Origin of the sequence: Nostoc sp. UHCC 0251 (assembly GCF_034932245.1) — a bacterium.
Lineage (GTDB): Bacteria > Cyanobacteriota > Cyanobacteriia > Cyanobacteriales > Nostocaceae > Nostoc.
On sequence record NZ_JAYGHD010000005.1, the window covers coordinates 1 to 19,548 of the forward strand.

The 19,548-nt window shown below is 43.6% G+C and carries 16 protein-coding genes and 1 other RNA gene; 6 read left to right on the plus strand and 11 right to left on the minus strand.

Going from position 1 to position 19,548, the window contains the following annotated elements; all coding sequences use genetic code 11:
* Positions 1-121: 121 nt before the first annotated feature.
* Positions 122-2,860, minus strand: coding sequence for a DUF3536 domain-containing protein (locus VB740_RS01345; protein WP_323198301.1), 2,739 nt, complete (start codon positions 2,858-2,860; stop codon positions 122-124).
* A gap of 526 nt (positions 2,861-3,386) precedes the next feature.
* Between VB740_RS01345 and cax the strand changes: the two genes are divergently transcribed.
* From cax to VB740_RS01360, 3 genes are all read left to right on the plus strand, one after another.
* A complete protein-coding gene (cax, locus tag VB740_RS01350) occupies positions 3,387-4,478 on the plus strand; it encodes a calcium/proton exchanger (protein WP_323198302.1) in 1,092 nt (363 codons plus the stop codon).
* 215 nt (positions 4,479-4,693) lie between these two features.
* On the plus strand, positions 4,694-5,833 hold the full coding sequence (locus tag VB740_RS01355) for a serine/threonine-protein kinase (RefSeq protein ID WP_323198303.1): 1,140 nt from the start codon (positions 4,694-4,696) through the stop codon (positions 5,831-5,833).
* A gap of 67 nt (positions 5,834-5,900) precedes the next feature.
* Positions 5,901-6,731 carry a hypothetical protein gene (locus tag VB740_RS01360; RefSeq protein ID WP_323198304.1) on the plus strand — a complete coding sequence of 277 codons (831 nt, stop codon included), beginning with the start codon at positions 5,901-5,903 and terminating at the stop codon, positions 6,729-6,731.
* Positions 6,732-6,831: 100 nt separating this feature from the next.
* Here the strand turns inward: VB740_RS01360 and VB740_RS01365 are convergent, their stop codons facing one another.
* Both VB740_RS01365 and gndA read right to left on the minus strand, forming a co-directional pair.
* The gene (locus VB740_RS01365; protein ID WP_323198305.1) at positions 6,832-7,005 is read right to left on the minus strand and encodes a hypothetical protein; all 174 of its coding nucleotides are present in this window, start codon (positions 7,003-7,005) and stop codon (positions 6,832-6,834) included.
* A 130-nt stretch (positions 7,006-7,135) separates the two neighbouring features.
* Positions 7,136-8,566, minus strand: a complete 1,431-nt coding sequence (gene gndA, locus VB740_RS01370) for an NADP-dependent phosphogluconate dehydrogenase (RefSeq protein WP_323198306.1) — start codon at positions 8,564-8,566, stop codon at positions 7,136-7,138.
* Between the two features lie 317 nt (positions 8,567-8,883).
* Here gndA and VB740_RS01375 point away from each other — a divergent pair, with 317 nt between their 5' ends.
* Complete coding sequence (locus tag VB740_RS01375; RefSeq protein WP_323198307.1) at positions 8,884-9,621, plus strand: Ycf66 family protein; 738 nt, start codon at positions 8,884-8,886, stop codon at positions 9,619-9,621.
* 318 nt (positions 9,622-9,939) lie between these two features.
* On the opposite strand, the gene surE is transcribed toward VB740_RS01375, so the two are convergent.
* The gene (gene surE, locus VB740_RS01380; RefSeq protein WP_323198308.1) at positions 9,940-10,620 is read right to left on the minus strand and encodes a 5'/3'-nucleotidase SurE; all 681 of its coding nucleotides are present in this window, start codon (positions 10,618-10,620) and stop codon (positions 9,940-9,942) included.
* 400 nt (positions 10,621-11,020) lie between these two features.
* On the opposite strand from surE, the gene psb32 reads away from it, so the two are divergent.
* Positions 11,021-11,758, plus strand: a complete 738-nt coding sequence (gene psb32 / locus VB740_RS01385; RefSeq protein ID WP_323198309.1) for a photosystem II repair protein Psb32 — start codon at positions 11,021-11,023, stop codon at positions 11,756-11,758.
* 140 nt (positions 11,759-11,898) lie between these two features.
* On the opposite strand, the gene VB740_RS01390 is transcribed toward psb32, so the two are convergent.
* The 3 genes from VB740_RS01390 to VB740_RS01400 form a co-directional block, all read right to left on the minus strand.
* Entirely contained in the window at positions 11,899-12,282 is a 384-nt protein-coding gene (locus VB740_RS01390) for a DUF4346 domain-containing protein (RefSeq protein ID WP_323198310.1), read from the minus strand.
* A gap of 90 nt (positions 12,283-12,372) precedes the next feature.
* Entirely contained in the window at positions 12,373-13,554 is a 1,182-nt protein-coding gene (locus tag VB740_RS01395) for a GNAT family N-acetyltransferase (protein ID WP_323198311.1), read from the minus strand.
* A 184-nt stretch (positions 13,555-13,738) separates the two neighbouring features.
* The gene (locus tag VB740_RS01400; RefSeq protein WP_323198312.1) at positions 13,739-14,476 is read right to left on the minus strand and encodes a RibD family protein; all 738 of its coding nucleotides are present in this window, start codon (positions 14,474-14,476) and stop codon (positions 13,739-13,741) included.
* Between the two features lie 297 nt (positions 14,477-14,773).
* Between VB740_RS01400 and VB740_RS01405 the strand changes: the two genes are divergently transcribed.
* Positions 14,774-16,909 carry an ATP-binding protein gene (locus VB740_RS01405; protein ID WP_323198313.1) on the plus strand — a complete coding sequence of 712 codons (2,136 nt, stop codon included), beginning with the start codon at positions 14,774-14,776 and terminating at the stop codon, positions 16,907-16,909.
* Here the strand turns inward: VB740_RS01405 and VB740_RS01410 are convergent.
* From VB740_RS01410 to rnpB, 4 genes are all read right to left on the minus strand, one after another.
* Positions 16,898-17,050, minus strand: a complete 153-nt coding sequence (locus VB740_RS01410) for a hypothetical protein (protein WP_323198314.1) — start codon at positions 17,048-17,050, stop codon at positions 16,898-16,900. The two genes, VB740_RS01405 and VB740_RS01410, sit on opposite strands and share 12 nt — an antisense overlap.
* A 3-nt stretch (positions 17,051-17,053) precedes the next feature.
* The gene (locus VB740_RS01415) at positions 17,054-18,160 is read right to left on the minus strand and encodes a Gfo/Idh/MocA family oxidoreductase (RefSeq protein ID WP_323198315.1); all 1,107 of its coding nucleotides are present in this window, start codon (positions 18,158-18,160) and stop codon (positions 17,054-17,056) included.
* 103 nt (positions 18,161-18,263) lie between these two features.
* Positions 18,264-18,983, minus strand: coding sequence for a ribonuclease III (gene rnc / locus VB740_RS01420; RefSeq protein ID WP_323198316.1), 720 nt, complete (start codon positions 18,981-18,983; stop codon positions 18,264-18,266).
* Positions 18,984-19,104: 121 nt separating this feature from the next.
* An RNA gene (rnpB, locus tag VB740_RS01425) (RNase P RNA component class A) lies at positions 19,105-19,539 on the minus strand.
* Between the last annotated feature and the right edge of the window lie 9 nt (positions 19,540-19,548).

The window sequence follows — 19,548 nt, forward strand, 5'->3', positions numbered from 1 at the left end:
CTTGTGCAGGGGAGCAGGGGAGAGTTCAATGTGCCTTGTTCTTTCTCCTCTGCCCTTCTGCCCCTCTGTCCCTCTGCTCCATCAAACGCCTGAAGCTTGTGAGAAATACGGGTATACGGTGCTACATCCCTAACTGATTTGAGATCACGCTAACATCAACGGCTAACTTTTTGCCCAACTTGAGCAACTGAAGACACTGATTATCTGCTTCATTCCCAAGGCTAGTAATACACACCGGCGCTATCTGACTTTGCAGACAACTAAAATAGAGTTCTTGCGATCGCTGTAGAGAAACATCAATATTTAGTTGATCCCCGACATCAATCAATCTCTCCAATAGTTGGATATCTGCATTAAAGCTACCATTAGCATCATGCAACAATTGCCAGAGCGATCGCGCAATTAACTGTTCTAACATCTGCTTACCATCGGGAATATTTAGCCGACAACGCAGATGTTTTGCTTCAGTAGCGATCGCTTCCAATTCTAATATGTGACTCCAACTCTTTTGGGGATCAGCGATATCTTGCTCAAGCGATCGCAATGTCATCAGACAGCGATGCCCTAAAGCAATATCGGCTGCTACCTGCAATTCTTGCGGTACTGCTATTTCATCTCGATGAAACGCCATCAGCACACCATAATTATCGCGGTACGCTTGAGTATACAACTGTCCTAAACGTGTCAGCGTTTCCTGACTAAGCAGCCCCATAATCCGGTGGCGTTCTTCAGCAAATAGATTTTGCAAGTTGAAAGCTTCTTCGCCAAATAGCTGTGTCATCGCCAAGATAGTATGAGCTGCACTAGCTTGTTTTAGTGCGCCGAACAGCTTTTCTTTTAATTGGCTGTAGTCACGCCGCCCAGTAAATTGTTGAATGCAGCAGTGGAAATCCCAGCCTCCCAAATGGAGAACCGCAAATACCAAATGTTCGCTTTCCCAAGTAATCTCTGATACCAGCTTTAAATTTCCCACAGCTAGAGTTAGCGATCCCATGCGTTGCAGTTGGTAATCTAGCTCATTAGCAGCGTAGCAATAAACCTTTTTCTGGTAACGCTGAGACTGTTTATCAGCAGCATCTTTTCTAGGCAAAGAATTGTGCGTCTGTGCTGGTTTCTGATTTGTAAACAGAGAAGTAATGGCGTAATGGGCTGCTACTTGCTTAAAGCCAAGCTGGGCAGTTAACACAAGTTGCCGATAAATTTCGCCACCGTGTTTGAAGTCATCGACATTGCTGGGGGCTAAACCAAGACGTTTGACGAAGCCTTTTTCCAACTGCACACCAGCCACTTCCCCTGCTAATTCCAAAGCACGGCCGGCGTAGCGGAGAATTTGTGTCCCCTCTGGACGGGAAATTTCTTCAAAGAACCAACCGCAACTAGTAAACATCAACAAAGCGTGACGCTGCATTTCCAATAGCCGGAGTGCGTCTACTTGTTCAGCTGCGGTTAGTTTGTGGGTTTGATGACGGGCTAGGAAACGGTTGACATTGGTAGCAGTGCGATCGCGCATCACTTGGATATATTCATCTCGTGCTTGCCAGGGATCGCGAAATAACTGCCTACCATGTTCTTCATACACCTCAGTTAGCTGATCCCGCAGCCAATTTAGGGAATCCCGCAAGGGACGACGCCATTTCTGATGCCAAATGCTGCCTTCCCCACCGCAACCACAGTCATCTTGCCATCTGTCTACACCGTGGGCGCAACTCCAGGCTGTGACTGACTTCAATTCCACTTCCCAACCGGGAGAATTGAGGCTGAGATAGTGAGCGAAGTTCGTCACCGTCCAACCTTGCTGGGGAAACTCTTTGGTAAAAGCGTAGGCTAAAGTTTTCTCAGTTCCCTTCTTGTGATGTCCGAAGGTTTCCCCATCCGTCGCCACAGAGATTAACTGTGTCGGCCGATGATCCCCACGCACAGCCGAGCCTATACGTCCAGCAAAGTGACTGGAATTATAAACGACATCACTAAAACCCATGTCCCGCGATATCGGCCCATCGTAGAAGAAGATATCAATGTAAGGGAGGGAGTCGGGAGTGGGGAGTGGGGAGTGGTTACTATCCCCATTCCCTTCCTTGATCGCACTTAGAGGTGAAGATGAAGTGTCTAGTGTGGGCTTCAAATAACAACGATAGGGACGGGTGGGATCAATCTGACTACCACCGACTTCGTGCCATTCAGGATTGGGATGATCTTCAGTAGGGACAGGACGGCAACGCAGTGCTTGAGACGGTGCAAGGATAATGAAGCGAATACCCTCAGCAACAAGAGCTTCTAGGGTGGCATAATCCACACCTGTTTCTGCTAACCACATTCCTTCGGGATCACGGCCAAAGCGGGAGCGAAAGTCTTCTTTACCCCAGCGAATTTGGGTATATTTGTCGCGTTCATTTGCCAGAGGCATGATGATGTGATTATATACTTGCGCGATCGCATTGCCGTGACCATGCAAGCGATCGCTACTCTTGGCATCCGCCTCTAAAATCCGCTGATAAACCTCCACATCGTAGCGTTCTAGCCACGACATCAGCGTTGGGCCAATATTAAAACTAAAATACTCATAATTGTTGACGATCTTCACCACTTCGCCTCGGTCATTTAAGACTCTGGCAAAGGCATTCGGACGATAGCATTCCCAATGAATCCGCTCATTCCAATCATGGAAAGGTGCAGCGCTCGGTTGGCGTTCAATTGCGTCCAGATAAGGGTTTTCCCTTGGTGGCTGGTAAAAATGACCATGCACCGTCACATAAACACCATTAGCCTTTCTCAGGGGATCGGTTTCATGAGTGCTTTTGGGATCTGAATGTAATGTTAACGTTGAGCCAGAGCTAGCTGGCATTTCAGCAGCAGAAGTCATGTATATTTATCCAAAACAAAAAACTTGTAGTTGCACCGAAAACATTGTGCATAAACCTTTCTCCAATGGTTTGAACACAAAATCCGGTATAAACAACAACTATGGAATCCAACAAAATTTTTGACAGAGAGTTTTTATTGTAGTGGGAAATCTGCGTTATCGCACAGCCCTTTCCCTGAAGGCTCAAAGTAATTAGCCATTGAACAAAGACTCAGTTAGGGGTTTTCTTGTTAGCAGCGCTAATCCAAATTTTAATTGTCTTTTAATATATTAAACCCCATTCTTGTTGTAATAATTTGGCTCCAATTCATACTTTTGCAACAAAAAATTACAGAAACTCATTAAATCGCAATCTTATTTTACATACACGGCAGTGAAGTGAAAACAGTAAAATTTCTGAATTGCTCTACAGGTGGTTGAGAGTATCCTATGGGAGTGATGAGTGAAAGTAATTTTTAATTCAACACTCCAAATTTAAAACTTAGGATTACTCGCTGTGAATGATACCCTCAACCCAGGACAACGAATGTCAACTAAAAACATTATTCTTCTGGTTTTATTACTATTTATCCCAGTTTCCCTAGCAGCCCACTTTCTGGAGTGGGGAGAATTGATAGTTTTCATTACAGCTGGATTGGCAATTCTGCCCTTAGCAGCTTGGATGGGTACAGCCACAGAAGAAATTGCTGTCGTAGTGGGGCCGTCAATGGGGGGCTTGTTAAACGCCACTTTTGGCAATGCTACGGAACTAATCATCGCCTTAGTAGCGCTGAATGCTGGATTAATAAATGTAGTCAAAGCCAGTATCACCGGATCGATTATTAGCAACTTACTACTGGTGATGGGTTTTTCCATGCTTTTGGGAGGACTGCGCTACAAAGAACAGACATTTCAGCCAATTGTGGCGCGGGTGAATGCTGATTCGATGAATTTGGCGGTGATTGCCATGTTGATGCCAACGGCAATGAATTATACCTCTCAAGGAATTAACGAACAAACACTGCAAAATCTTTCTATTGCTGTTGCTGTGGTGTTAATCCTGGTTTATGCCTTAACGCTGCTATTTTCGATGAAAACCCACTCTTATCTTTATGATGTTGGTGTAGCGGAGACAGAAGCAGAGGAAACCCCTCATGCTAAACCAAACATGATGTTGTGGGTTAGCGTGCTGCTAGTATGTACCTTAATGGTGGCAATTGAGTCAGAAATGTTAGTTGATTCTCTGGAAGTGGCCACATCTCAGCTAGGTTTGACGGCGCTGTTTACAGGGGTGATTTTGGTTCCCATCGTCGGTAACGCAGCTGAACACGCCACAGCAGTCACCGTGGCAATGAAAGATAAGATGGATCTTTCCCTTTCGGTAGCTGTGGGATCAAGTATGCAGATTGCCTTATTTGTCGCGCCTGTGTTGGTGATAGCAGGGCGGATATTGGGACAACCAATGGATTTAGATTTCCAACCCTTTGAATTAGTAGCTGTGGTTGCGTCAGTGTTGATTGCAAACAGTATTAGTTCTGATGGTAAATCCAATTGGCTGGAAGGGACTTTATTATTAGCTGCTTATACAGTATTGGGATTCGCCTTCTACTTCCATCCAGTTATAGAAGGTATCGGGTAGTACCGCAGGGCGGAAGTCAGCCCCTTTGGGGAAGTCAAAAGTCAAAAGTTTTGTATATCAAGGCTTTTGCAAGTTTTCAAATGGCAGCTTGATTTCCGCCGTGCTGTATTAGTTAGTAGTGCGTAGGCGTAGATATCGCTCATAGTTTAACGGATTTGCGGAAGTTCCCACCCTGAACGCCAGTAAAATAAAGAGATATAAGAGCGATCGCCTGTATGAGCTACTGCCTTAATCCCCATTGTCCCAAGCCTGAAAATCCTCATGATGTCAAGTTTTGCCGGGCTTGCGGTTCCAAGTTACTCCTCAAAGAACGTTACCGTGCTATCAAACCAATCGGGCAAGGTGGTTTCGGCAAAACCTTCTTAGCCGTGGATGAAGATAAACCCTCAAAACCACGCTGCGTAATTAAGCAATTTTATCCCCAATCTCAAGGTACTAATACGCTTGCCAAAGCCGTAGAGTTATTTAACCAAGAAGCGGTGCAGTTAGATGAATTGGGCAAACATCCCCAAATTCCCGAACTACTGGCATATTTTACCCAAGAAGATCGGCAATATCTTGTACAAGAATTTATCGACGGGCAAAACTTAGCCCAGAAATTAGCACATAGAGGTGCTTTCAATGAAATACAAATCCGGCAACTATTAAATGATTTATTATCAGTATTGCAATTTTGCCATGCTAGACACGTAATTCACCGCGATATTAAGCCAGAAAATATTATTTTACGTGAGAGCGATCGCAAATTAGTATTAGTAGATTTTGGTGCTGCTAAATCTGCCACTGGTGCTGCCTTAAATCAAACTGGTACTAGTATTGGTAGTCCAGAATATGTTGCCCCTGAACAAATGAGAGGTAGGGCTGTCTTTGCGAGCGATCTTTACAGTTTGGGTGCTACTTGTGTTAATTTATTGACCCAGCGATCGCCTTTCGATTCTTATGATACCAACAACGATAGTTGGGTATGGCAGCAATACTTGAAAACTCCTGTTAGTAATCAGTTGAGTCGCATTCTCAACAAGATGCTAGAAAGTATTCCAATTCGGCGTTATCAAACAGTAGATGAAGTTCTCAACGACTTTAATCAACAGTCACAAGTAGCAGCCACGCCAGCGATTTCACCAAAACCCATCGCTCAATCACCACCAAAATCTCCACCTGCTTTTGTATCGCCATCTCCTAGTCAAATTGATCTAGAATTAGAACAAATGAAAACCCAGTTTTTGGGTAGTAACAAACCTCAACCAAATAAAATACAACCACCAAACCCTACATCTCAGCCTTCTAGTAAAAATGAGATAGATAAAGAATTAGAAGAATTAAAAGCCAAATATCTTGGTAATAACAATCCTTGAAATTCATCTACTCAAATAAACGCTATATTTTGCGTTGATAATAATTTTAACTATTAGGAAGTTGGCAGTGTTTATCGAGTTCCGAAATTACACTACTTGTATTCAGTCAAATAATTTAGATTCAATCGAACTGGCCATAACCCGCATTTTTGAGCTTGAAGGTTGCCGTCGCATTTCCCAACCGCCTCAAACCTTATCAAATGATGAATTGCGCCAAACTCCCTGGCTGCTATTACCTGACCTATGGATTGTCGGACTGTTCGTTAGCACTCCGGGATGGACTATAGTGAAAACTGAACCGAATGAACTATTATGCCGTCGGGCTAGGGATGTTTCTCGCCCTCGGCTATCAGAACTAGCTATGCAAATTGGTTGCAATGCTTTTCACTTTGGCGCATACGGTCACGATGGTATTCTTTTGGAAACAGATGCTATGGGTCAGACGTTTATTTCTGGTAGCGTTGACCGTATAGAAGAAGAAGAAAACCAGTTTTATGACGAACAGATTAATGCAAATGGGTACTCACAATTCTTCTTACTAGATGTGCCAGAGGAAATACAGGCAGTTGTCAAAGCACCTTCTCCTGAACAGCAACAGGAGAAAGAAAGAAGGTTGTCAGAATTAGATATGTTGATAGGAACCGAGGAGGAGCCATTTGATGCACAGTCAGAAATCGGAGAATTACTCAAGGGTCATTCTTGGCGAATAGATAAAGCTTTAGAGCCTCTGCTGGGGGGTTCCCCCTCTTATTGGCATATCTGGAAGAATAATTTGTTTTATCTAGCTTACACCCAGCAACAGCAACTTGCTAAGAATGGGGCACGGTTGCTGTATTTCCAACCTGCCGAACATTATCGGCAGCTTGACCCTCTGTACGAAATTGAAGCATGTTATTAAGATTTCTGTGCTTGTTAGTTTGCAAATAGCCAGAAATACTTAGCCACGCCTATAACCTCGATTTAAGGCAAGTACACGCCTCCAAATTTTTTATTTAATGCTAATCTTCAAGAACTTTCTCAACGTGTCTGTTATTAATTAATTGTCCATCAGGTAAACTCAAGCAGCAAAAGCTTTGTTGTCTTTCAGGTAAGTAATTAATAGCGCCATATAAGCTTGGGAGCAAAACCGTTGTGAACAAGTCAGGGATAAAAGCTGATGACTGAAGTTGCATTTGCGGCTATCCGTTAAGTAGCGATTCTTACCTTAAAAAGAAAGTGACTCTGAAACTCAGAGCCACCGTTAAAACTGTATTCTGAAACTTTTTAACTTTTCACAGTATCCTGATGTAGATATGTGAAAATTTACTTCTTAGCTTCAGCAATGGGTACCCATTCAGTGTGGAAACTTCCGGGCTTATCAAGACGCAGGTAAGTATGTGCGCCGAAGTAGTCGCGTTGTGCTTGAGTTAGATTTTGGGGCAGGCGATCGCGGCGATAGCTGTCAAAATAATCCAAGGATGCGCTAAATGCGGGTACTGGAATTCCTACTGTTGCGGCTGTCGCAATCACTTCCCGCCAAGCAGTCTGTCTGTCGAGAATTGTCTGCTTAAATTCGGGAGCTAACAGCAGGTTAGGCAAAGCTGGATTTTCGCTAAAAGCCTTCTTAATCTTATTCAAAAAGCGAGCGCGAATAATACAACCACCTTTCCAAATCCGCGCCATTTCGCCCAGATCCAAATTCCAGTTATATGTTTTTGAAGCTGTGGATAGCAACGCCATCCCTTGAGCATAAGAACAGATTTTTGAGCAATAGAGAGCATCGCGTACTTTGTTGATAAAGTCCTTGGTTTGCCCGTCATACTTGCCACTGGGGCCTGTGAGGGCTTTAGATGCTGCAACCCGTTCTTCTTTAATAGAAGAGATAATCCGGGCATTAACTGCTGCTGTAATTGTGGGAATAGCAACTCCCAATTCCAATGCAGTTTGCACAGTCCAACGTCCAGTTCCCTTTTGACCGGCTGCATCAACAATCAAATCCACCAGGGGTTTATTTGTTTCTGGGTCAATATATGGGAAGATATTCTTCGTAATCTCAATCAAAAATGAATCGAGTTCATCGGTGGTGTTCCATTCAGCAAACACATCATGTAACTGACTGGGGTTTAATCCAGCGACATTTTTCAGCAAGTCGTAGGCTTCAGCAATTAGCTGCATATCGCCGTACTCGATGCCGTTGTGCACCATTTTGACATAGTGACCAGAACCACCAGGGCCAATATAGGTTACACAAGGGCCATCATCGACTTGGGCAGCAATTTTGTTGAAAATTGGCGATAGAAACTCGTAAGAGCTTGTTGTACCTCCAGGCATCAGAGATGGGCCATTTAGCGCCCCTTCTTCACCGCCACTGACACCCATACCAAGATACCGAAGCCCTGCGGGTTCTAATTCCTGAGTGCGTCGTTCCGTATCTTCAAACCAAGAGTTGCCACCGTCGATAATGATATCGCCTTCCTCTAACAAGGGTTTGAGTTGAGCAATCACCGCATCCACTGGCTTACCAGCTTGCACCATTACTAGAATTTTGCGGGGACGTTCCAATAAGGCAACGAATTCTTCTAGAGTAAAGGCGGCTTTGACGTTCCGTCCTGTAGCACGCTGCGCCATAAACGCATCCGTTTTTTCTCGGGAGCGGTTGTAAACTGCAATTGGGAAGCCATTGCGCTCCACGTTTAGAGCGATGTTCTCACCCATAACGGCTAATCCAATCACACCAAAGCTTTGTAGTGTCATAAAAAATTTCTGGCTAACTCTCTTGCAGATCCTTTTACTTTAAGGGTAGTCCGATATTTTCCCTTCTCTCCTAAAGAAGACCTTAAGAGTTGAATAAATGACAAAAATCCACAACTAACACGGATAATTAATTTTAATTTGTATCTAAATCAACAATTGACTGGCAAAATTTGCAAAATTGTTAGTTGAGGGACTGGAGACTGGGGACTAGGGACTAGGAAGGAATTTAATTCACTAAATTACTTTTTCTTCTTAATACCTAATATCCAGTCACCAATCCCCAGTCACCAATCCCTAGTCAAAGGAGTAACCAAATAATGCTGGCGTATGTCCTAGCTTTAGTGGTCGGTCTTGGTAGTTTAGCCATTTACATAGCAGCTTTCTTTTTTCCAGAAATCCACCGCAAGAATGACTTTATCTGGAGTGGTGTAGGATTATTCTACGCCTTAGTCTTATGGGTGTTTGCACCACGTATTACTGGGGGTTTGTTGCTGGGTCATGTGGCTAGTGTGGCTCTTTTGGTCTGGTTTGGCTGGCAAACTCTATCATTACGTCGCCAACTAACCCCGCAGGCACAACAAACTCAAGTACCCAGTCCAGAAACGGTGAAAACTGGCATTCAGGAACAGGTGAATAAGTTGTCCCTTCAGGAACGGCTGGGCCAGTTGCAACAAGGTCTTGGTAGTACCTTCAATGGCATGAAAGGCAAGGTGCAACAGACTGTGAGTAAAAAGACACCCACAATCCCCAAACCTGAAGACATTACCTCTGTACTGGCAGAGAAACCTACTGTTGAGATTATCGACAAAACTACTGCTATACCAGAAAAACCAGCAGAGGAGACAGTTACTGCTGACACCGAAGCAAAAATCGATAATGTACCGGAAGCTATTCCACCACATCCTCCATCTCCTGAATTGGTGGAAGCAGCGCAACCAGATTTTGAAATTGAGGACAAGCAACCGATTCCCGTAGAAGAAATTGCGCCAGATGCGGTACTCGCTCCCTCAGCAGAAGCACCACCTGAAGAAATACCGCCTAATCAAGCTAGTTGAATGCAGTGAAACCCAACGTTAACTTAATATAATGTTGGGTTTCACTCAACTTAGACAACTTTGGATTTGTGACTAAGCCTAGAGGCCCTGAATCTAACAGAATAACTTGACTCACCAAGTTATACCTTTTAACTCAACAGGGAATAATTTACGATCAGATAAACGATCCTCATCTAAGGCGTGAATTAAATACTCTCCTGTTTCTTGCTGCTCATCAGCATCACTTTCATCAATCCAAGACTGAAGCGTATTGACTATCCTATTGCTTTAGTTCAAATTTCAGTTTCTTAGCGTTCAGGGCTACTGTTGTAGAAATCGTCAAACCCTTAACTGAGTGACCGCAATATTGCCGGAAAAACATACATCCACATCACTACCAGGAGTGCGATCGCGTTTGCCATATTCGCCTACATAATAAAAATTATCGCCTTCAATTCGATAATTGACAGGTAAAGGTCTGGTACAGGCTTGACAAAACACCATTTCAGGATCTGGTTCTCCTGGTTGCAGATGGGGCAAGTTCACATTCCAAAAGCTTCCTGGTTCTAAGGGACGCTTGAGTAAGTCCGCTAAAACTTCAGATGTGAATTTGGCGGCCAGATCCCAATCAAAATTCTGCTTGGCTTTGCGGTAGTGGGAAATGGCAATTCCGGGAATACCGTGCATTGCAGCTTCCCGCACAGCAGCCACTGTGCCAGAAATGTAGGCATCGACTCCCAAGTTGCCCCCAGCGTTGATGCCTGAAAGGACAAATTTGACATTTGCGCTAATTTGTGTTATTGCAATTCTCACACAATCAGCGGGAGTACCTGCGATCGCATACTCAGTCTCGGAACGTTGTTTGAGGTTGATGGCACGAGTGGTAGTAACTTGATGTCCACAGCCAGACTGATGATCGGCAGGAGCAGCGATAATAGTATTTTTGCCGTTTACAGCTTTAAGCAGCGCTTGGATACCGGGGGCATCAATGCCGTCGTCGTTAGTTAAAATTATGGTCATGTATATATTATATTGATATAGATTTAGCTAAAATATCCGAAAAATGCAGATATCAACCCATCAACGGGTACAGCAAGAAAAGCTACTTGCAGAGATGAAAAGATATGCTTGATTCTGCCAAAAATTACGATATGATTTCTAGATGGTTTGCAAATTCCGCCCTAAGCATTTGGGTTAATTCCCAAAATGGGCGGTATTTTTTGTCACTAGCAAGGCTGTTAGTGTCAGGTTAATACTTGCAGCCGCCCTCAGAACAAGTTTGTGCAATCAAAAAATCTCGTAAAAAATATATATTTGCTAGCAGTAGCAGAAACTTGATACTGAAGAAAACTGGGAACAAGGTGATTTTGACAGTGGTTCTGTAGTATTTTTGGTGCAAGTCTGTCTTAAGGTTTATACAATGAAACAGCTCCTCAAACAAGTTTTTAACAGTCAAAAGCACCTCATTCGGCTCATATTCCCTTTAATGACGGTTATTTTAGCAGCTTCGCTGTTTGCCGCACCTGCTTTTGCCACAGGTGTGAATCAAATACCCAACCTCACAGGAGGGAATAATACCTGGGTTTTGGATCAAGGTGAAGTTATCAGCCGTCTAAATGAAGGTAAGATTAGCAGCGCTTTCGAGGATTTGGCAAAGCAAACAGATAAGGAAGTTAGAATTGTGACTGTTCGCCGCCTCGACTACGGTGAAACACCAGAGAGCTTTAGCAAAGAACTGTTTGAAAAATGGTTTCCCACAAAAGAAGCCCAAGCTAATCAAGCTTTATTGGTTATTGATACAGTTACTAATGGTACTGCCATTATTACTGGTGATCAAGTCAAGCCTTTACTTACTGACTCCATTGCCGAAAGTGTAGCTACTGAAACAGTCAGTGTGCCGTTACGCAATGGTAACAAATACAATCAGGCATTTCTAGATGCAAGCGATCGCCTTGTTGCTGTCCTCTCCGGCAAACCCGATCCAGGGCCACCCCAAATCACTGAGAATGTACAGGTAAAAGGCACGTTCAAGAAAGCAGAAGAAACCAACCAAGGTAACGCTACTGCTTGGGTAGTAGGATTGTTAATTGCCGCCACCGTTATCCCAATGGCGACTTACTACATCTATCAGATAAATCAGCCATCATCTGATGGGTAATGAAAGAGTTGTTCAATTTTAGATTTTAGATTTTTCCTTCAATCCAAATCGTTCGACTGAGCGTACCCCTGCGGGGAAGCAAGCTACGTGCAGCGTCTCGTAGAGAAGTCGAAGTCCAAAATTAAAAATCTAAAATTGGCTTAATCCTGAACATACTCTTGCTCTGTTACTAAAGCCACCTCAGCCCGACCAAATTCTCGACCTAAATAAGCTGCATGATTTAATTGAGTTACTACACAGGGCTGAGTTTCCTCAAAGATTTTTACACAAAGTTCTTTAGCCGTCCTCCCACTAAAAACCGTCGTGTGAGTTCGTTCTACCTTTCCTCGTGCCGGAATTACCTTTCCCGTTTCTGGATCGACAGCTAAACCGCGATCGTCAATTACATTTGTAAAATGCTTGGCATAAATTAACCCTGCATCTCGATCTAAGTAAATAATGAAATATCCACCGGGATCAAGGTCAATATGACGCTGGGAAAGTTTATCATCAATTGCGGCTAAATTTTCAACTATTAAATCCATAAGCATTATAAAAAGAAATTTTCTTTCTTGAGGGTTTTTACACTCTATATCAAGTGTAATTCGTCGTTCACCCTCTGCCTTGGTATTCTTTTAAGAATCTCGGTTACTAAATGGCAAGTCTGCATTAATTGCCTCAATCTGCTGTTGTTCGAGTTGATTCACTTCCTTAATATAGGGACGGATAATTTGTCCTAAACGATTGTTGTAAAAGCGGTGCAAACTATGATTGGGCATAGCAGGGAAACCGCGTCGTTTTTTGTGACGCCCGCCCGCGCCAGGATCAAAAATTTGGATATTGTTTGCGATCGCCCACTCAATCGGTGCATAATAGCAAGCTTCAAAATGTAAGCAATCTATTTCTTGAAAACTCCCCCAATAGCGTCCATAGAGTTTGTCATCTTTAAATAAACAAAAAGACATTCCTAAAGGATGAGAGTTATCTTCCTCGCTATATGCGGCAACAAACAAGACTCGATGGCGATAATCGGTGTGTAGCTGCTCAAAAAATCTTCGTGTGAGATACTTGCTACCCCACCAGCCAAACTTATCACAGGTGTCGGCATAGAATTGGTGCATCAAGGGAAACAAAGACTGAGGAATTTGATCGCCACTTAGTGGTTGCAATCGTAAACCGGCTTTTTCCACAGCTTTGCGTTCCCGCTTAATATTGCGCCGTTGATTGGCGTTGAAAACTTTCAAGTAGTCATCAAAAGTTTTAAAGCCAGCATTTTCCCAGACATAGCTGTGGTGCAGCCAAGTTGTAAAGCCATGCCGTTCTAGCATCGGACGCCATTGGGGATCAACGTAGAGAAAATGACACCCAGAAATTCGATTTTTGGAGCAAAAAATGTCAATTTCATGCACCATCATCGCGGTGATTTCGTCTTCATCTTCTCCTGGAGCAATTAAGAACCGATAACCTTCAGCTGGGGTAAATGGTGTCATTCCCAGCAATTTTGGATAATATTGGACTCCGATGCGATCGGCTAACTCTGCCCATTGGTGATCGAAAACAAATTCACCAGAACTATGTCCTTTAAGATACAGTGGCGCAGCCGCAATCAGTGTTCTGTCTCGCCACAATGTCAAGTGATTTGGCAACCAACCAGCTTTAGCCGTAGCACTATGGGAGGTTTCGAGATTGTTTAACCACTCCCATTCTAAAAATGGCGTTTTGAGTGGCATTGCCAAAGCATTCCAGGCATTTTGGGGTACTTCAGCAATTTTGTTCGTCCAAACGACAGAATAGCGAGGCTTAAGTTGTTCCACCATCTTAGGGAGTAGGGAGTAGGGAGTGGGGAGCAGGGAGTGGGGGAGCAGGGGGAGCAGGGGGAGATGAGGGGGACAAGGGGACAAGAGGTGAGAACTTGAAATAAGTCTTTCTCCTTGTACCCAAGTCCTCTTGCCCATGCCCAATGCCCCATGCCCAATGCCCAATAACTTTACTTAGCGTAATCTAATCTGCTGGTCGTTGCAGGCGATAGTGCAAAAACACCTCTTGCTCAACTGTATGAACTTCTATGAGTTGTAACTTAGGAGCCAAATCGGGTAAAAATCCTTTCCCTTCAACGGGTGTGGGTGCGGTATTACCACCTAAAATCAGCGGACAGACAGTTAGCCATAATTCATCGATTAAATCTAATTCTATTAAGGAAGCGGCTAATTCACCTCCACCTAAGATCGCCAAGCGTGTTATATGTAGAGTGGCTAGATGCTTTAAAGCTGCGGAAATGTCTATTTCTCGCCTTGGTGTTTCAAAAACCAGAATTTGCTCAAATTCTGGAGGGCATTCCTTTGCTCTGGTTGCCATTGAGGGAAGCGTCCTTAAACGTTCTTTCCACGAAAGCGCTCCCGCTGTTGTCGTGAGTAGCCAGCGTCTAACTGGTTGCTTAAAAAAGTTAATTTCCGGATTGAGGTTCCCAGAGTGTGTAGTCACTATATGAACTGGCTGTGGAGACTTCCCTCCTTGCGCCCGAATTTGCACTAGAGTTGGATCTGATATAGTAAGTGTTGTTCCGTAGGCGCGGAGAGTACCAGCACCGAATAAAACCGCATCACAGGCAGCGATTTGTTTTTCTAAGTGTGCTTTATCAACCCTTGAACCAAACCGAGCAGGCGATCGCCTAAAATCTGCTATTTTTCCATCTGCACTCATTGCTAAAACAACTGTAGTATGAGGACGATGTTGCAACATTAAATTGATTGATTTGATAGGTTAAATACTTTCTTTGCTAGTGTGTAGATTCTCAAAAAATCCATGCCTGCAAGTTACTATTTTACAATTTCACCCCTGTATTTATATGCAACATAAATTGCGTCTATATCAAGCATATATGAAGTTTGGTATCCCACGTTTCTTTTTGAATTATAGCAATTTGTTATTTTTAAACATTGAAAATAAAATTTTGGTAATTTAATAAAATGTCTCATCTAGCTCGTCTAATTACATATCTTTGCTGTTGTGGTTTGCAGATGCAAAGTGAGACACTCGATGACTAATTCCCGCCAATCTTCTTTTCGTCGAATTTTAGTAACGAGAATACTGCTTCTGTTCGTCCCAGTTCTACTTATAGGCGAGATTGTTGCCTTGAATAAGGCACGTTCTAGCATATTGGGAACTGCACGTCAAAATTTAACAGAAAGCGCTATCAGTAAGGGGCAAAGAATTGGTGATGCGATCGCTATCTTAAAAGCCAATTTACTAAGTGTAAGTAAAACAACGGTTATTCCGTTGGATTCGCCTATACAAGAGCAAGAAATTCTCGCGCAGTTAAGGCAACAACTTCCAGCCAGTATTAGTATTGAATGCATCCAATTAACGAATTTGTTAACCCAGAAGATAATTGCTAATAGTTGTGGGGATCAAGCAATTGGAGAATTGACGTTACCTTTGCGTAGCGACGGGATTGATGTCAAAGCAATCTTCCCGCCCAAGACAGGAATGACTGGAAAAAGAAACGCACAAAATCAATTGCAAGTAGTGTTATCTGCACCAGTCTTTGATAGCCAAAGAAATTTAGTTTACAGCTTAAGTATTCAGTCTGCATTGTACCAACAAACCAGAAATCCGCCGGGATCGCTTACAGGCGCTATGGTAGTAATTGCTGAAGATGGCACAATTTTGGCGCACCCATTCACAGACTGGGTAGGAACTAATATTAATCAGCACCCAAATTATTCTCAACTTAAGAGCATAATTAAAAATGCAATTGCAGGACAAAATAATTCGATCAACTTGTCTTTTACACAGGGTAAAGAATTAGTAGCTGGCTATACGGCTATTACAAACCCACTTACCCAACAGCAGCAGCAAAAATGGATCGTCTTAGCTGTTACTAGTGTCGATAATGCGCTTTTTGGTTTAGAGGAAATCAAACTAATCCTCATTGTTTTAACAGTTGGTTTGATTGGTGCAAGTTTGCTAGCATCCTTATATCTAGCTCCTTACTTGGCACGTCCTGTAGAAGAATTGCGTGACTACGCTCTCAATATTCACTCTCACCACGCTGCACAACCAGTTCCGCACAATTTTCAAATCCGGGAATTTAATCAACTGGCCCAAGCACTAGACCAAATGGTAGAAAGGCTTAAAGCTGGGGCAGAAGAACTAGAAATAGCTTGGAAAGAAGCAAAAACCGCTAATCAAGTTAAAAGCCAGTTTTTGGCTACGACTTCCCATGAATTGAGAAACCCATTACATACTATTATTAACTGCATTCGCGTGGTTGAGGATGGCTTATGTGATAGCCGGGAAGAAGAAATGGACTTCCTTAAACGTGCTAATGAAACAACAATTCATTTGCTAAATATTATTAATGATTTACTCGACATTTCTAAAATTGAAGCAGGCAAGCTTTCTGTAGTCACTACACCTCTTGACCTCCGACAAATATTGTTAGAGGTGATTAATTTACAATCAGTAAATGTTCAACAAAAGGGCTTGCAATTGAAATGTGAGTTAGATCCTCAAGCAATACCAATTAAGGCAGACGCAGCAAAACTGAAGCAGGTGTTGATTAATGTTATTGGCAACGCCACTAAGTTCACCGATGCAGGAAGCATCACCATTGCTACAGAAATTCAATCTAGTAATGGTAAATCTCAGGTGGTGGTTACTGTCCAAGATACAGGTATAGGAATTGATCCCACTCAACACCACAAACTCTTTCGCCCCTTTGTAATGGTGAATGGCACAACCACACGCCAGTTTGAAGGTACTGGACTGGGACTAGCAATTTCACGAAACTTAATCGAACTTATGGGAGGCAGCATTATTCTTGAGAGTAGGGGACTTCATCAAGGTACGACGCTGAAAATTACCTTACCTTTGATTGATATCTCGTTATTACCTGTTCCCAAGAAAGAAGAAAATGTAGAGGATCTTAGATTTTCCTCTGGGAATGAGGGGGCAAAAACAAGCCACTACCCTAGCCTACAGAAGTCTGAGAGAAGTCCCTGTTTGGGGATCAACAAATCTGTAAAAGCAGGTGTAGACAAAGAGAAGTACTCGAAGTTCCATGTGTTACTGGAGAACGAGACTTATGAGATTAGTCTTTCGCCGCAGCAAACTCTCTTGGTAAGTCTTCCAAAAGGGGGAGTTTGTGCGGACGTTCTTTTAAAGAGGTAATTTGTCAACTACTTTAAGTAATTTAATCACTTGAGAAGTTACAGTAGCGATCGCTTGATCATATTTTTGGGCTACGAGAGAGAATTTGTCACGCTCAAACTGTTTGAATGCATCGTGAACAATGGTCGGATCATCTGTCATTTGTTACTTTTGCTCCTTATCATTCAGAAAAACAGGTTGGCCGCCTTGCTTAAGAGATGCTGTTAAAGCAGCAAGAATTTCTACTAACTGTGTACCTACCCAACCAGACGAAACCTCTGAGAGAGTATTGTTGATAACAGAGACAACAAAGCAGGAGCAAACTCGCCCCAATGGTTCCCCTGACTCTAATTCCAGCACCACCTGCTTTTGATTAACTGGAATAAATTGATTGCCCTGCTGTTCAAACTCCCCATGTAGTAGGGTGAGAGGCGATGATTGCGACATTTCATCAAAAATTAAACTACCAAGGCTACCCACAATCCCCAGCCGTCTCTGCTTATCAGGATTCAGCCAGCATAAGTGAATATAAACTTGAAAGTTATCTGGGTATGTCAGTGTTAGCCATACTAAATCAGCCAAACCTTGAGATGAGGAGTGGGAAGAGACGCGATTAATCGCGTCTGTACTGAGGAGTGGTGAGTGAGTCAGTTCCCTACTCCCCTCTCCCTGTAGCCATACTGTACCTGTTGCTTGAACTTTTACAGGGATTTGACCCAGCCAAGCGTTAAAGATAGCTATATCGTGAATAGCTAAGTCCCACAGTGCATCAACATCTTGCCGGACAGGCCCTAAATGGGTGCGCGTTGCGTAGCCATACCGTAAATCTCCTAATTTACCCGCCTGTACTACAGCTTTTCCTCGCTCAACTGCTGGGTGAAATAAATAAGTATGGTCAACCATCAGTATCAGATTATGCTGCTCTGCTAAATAGCAAAGTTCCCTACATTCTCCTGGGCTGAGAGTTAGGGGTTTTTCTGCCAAAACATGGTATCCCTTTTGGAGAGAATCTTTAATTAAAGGATAGTGGGTGGTAGCTGGAGTTGCGATCGCCACCCCTGTCAACCCGGACACCTTCTTTAAGTCTTCCCACTGTGTTGTTAATATTACATTTTTATCTAAGTTAAACTGCTGCTTTACCGCCGCTAATCGTTCTGGATGCGGATCTACTACAGCAACTACATCTACTTGGGGATGTGCTAAGAAATTCCGCAACAGATGCACTCCCCAACGCCCAACTCCGATGACAGCAATTTTAATTTGGTTTGTCATTAGTCATTAGTCATTAGTCATTAGTCATTAGTATGCAAGGGACTAGGGATAAATGACCATTGACAACCAACTGAGTTATCAGTTTATCAGCACTATTTTTGGTTTAGGGTATTTCCGGTGGAGGAATTGCTAAAAAGGCTACTTTAGCTGCGGCTTGTTCAGCAGTTTTGATCGAGCGCCCCTTACCTTCTCCTAGCTTGTTTCCGTGCAGCCACACTTCAGCTACGAAACGTTCTTGATTCCGGTGCGGTTGAGTGACTTCCACAACTCGATACTCTGGTAAAACTTTAAATTGTGCCTGAGTCCATTCTTGGAGAGCAGCTTTGTAATTAAGTCTGGCAGGATCGAGGCGAATTTCTGTCGTTAGTTGTTGGAAGTGGGGATCTAGCCAAGAGCGGATCAGTTCTAGATTTTGAGTGCTTAAGTAAAGCGCACCCAGAACTGCTTCAAAGGCATCTGCCAGCCGCGACTCTTGACCAACTTTATCGGCGGTAGCACTACCAGCGACTAGTAAGTATAACTCCAAACCATAAACTCTGGCCAATTGGGCGAGGATGCGATCGCTTACCAATACCGAACGAATTGCCGCAAAATCCCCTACTGGACAATCGGGATAATTTTCCCATAACACAACAGCCGACACCAGGCGCACCACTGCATCGCCAACAAACTCCAGTTGTTCATAATTTGCCGAATCAGAAACAGTGGGATGAGTTAGCGCTAAATCCAGCAGTTCCCACTTTATAGGTGCTTCTAGGGGCAAACCTAATTTTTGGACTAAACTTTCAAGTTGCCGCTGACGGCGTGGATAAGCAAGGGGCATTACATGACAAGGGGAGGGGGCAGGGGGCAGGGAGCAGGGGGGGCAGGGGAAAAATACAAACTTCTAACTCTTGTACAGACGCGATTCATCGCGTCTCTTCTAACTCAGCAATAAAAAAGGGGGGAGAGAGCAGTACATAAGCCGGGTTCTGTTCTCTTGCGAGGGCAGTTATCTATCTGGGACGCTTGTTACCAAACGCCTCTAGCGGCTCTCATTGAGCGGAACTGGTAAAAGACCAACCGTAGTTCCTATCGCCTTGCTCCCAACCGGGGTTTACCGAGCCAGCACCTCTCGATACTGCTGGTGCGCTCTTACCGCACCTTTGCACCCTTACCAAACATTGGGCAGTGGGGAGTGGTGAGTGGGGAGTGGGGTTTTTCTTTCCCTATTCCCTATTCCCTATTCCCTATTCCCTATTTTTGGCGGTATCTTTCTGTGGCACTATCCTCACGATCGCTCGCACTGGACGTTATCCAGCAAGTTTGGTCTTTCGGGAGTCCGGACTTTCCTCAAACCAGTGTCTATGACTGATCTGCAACCGCCTGCGTCTACTCTCTCCTTAGAT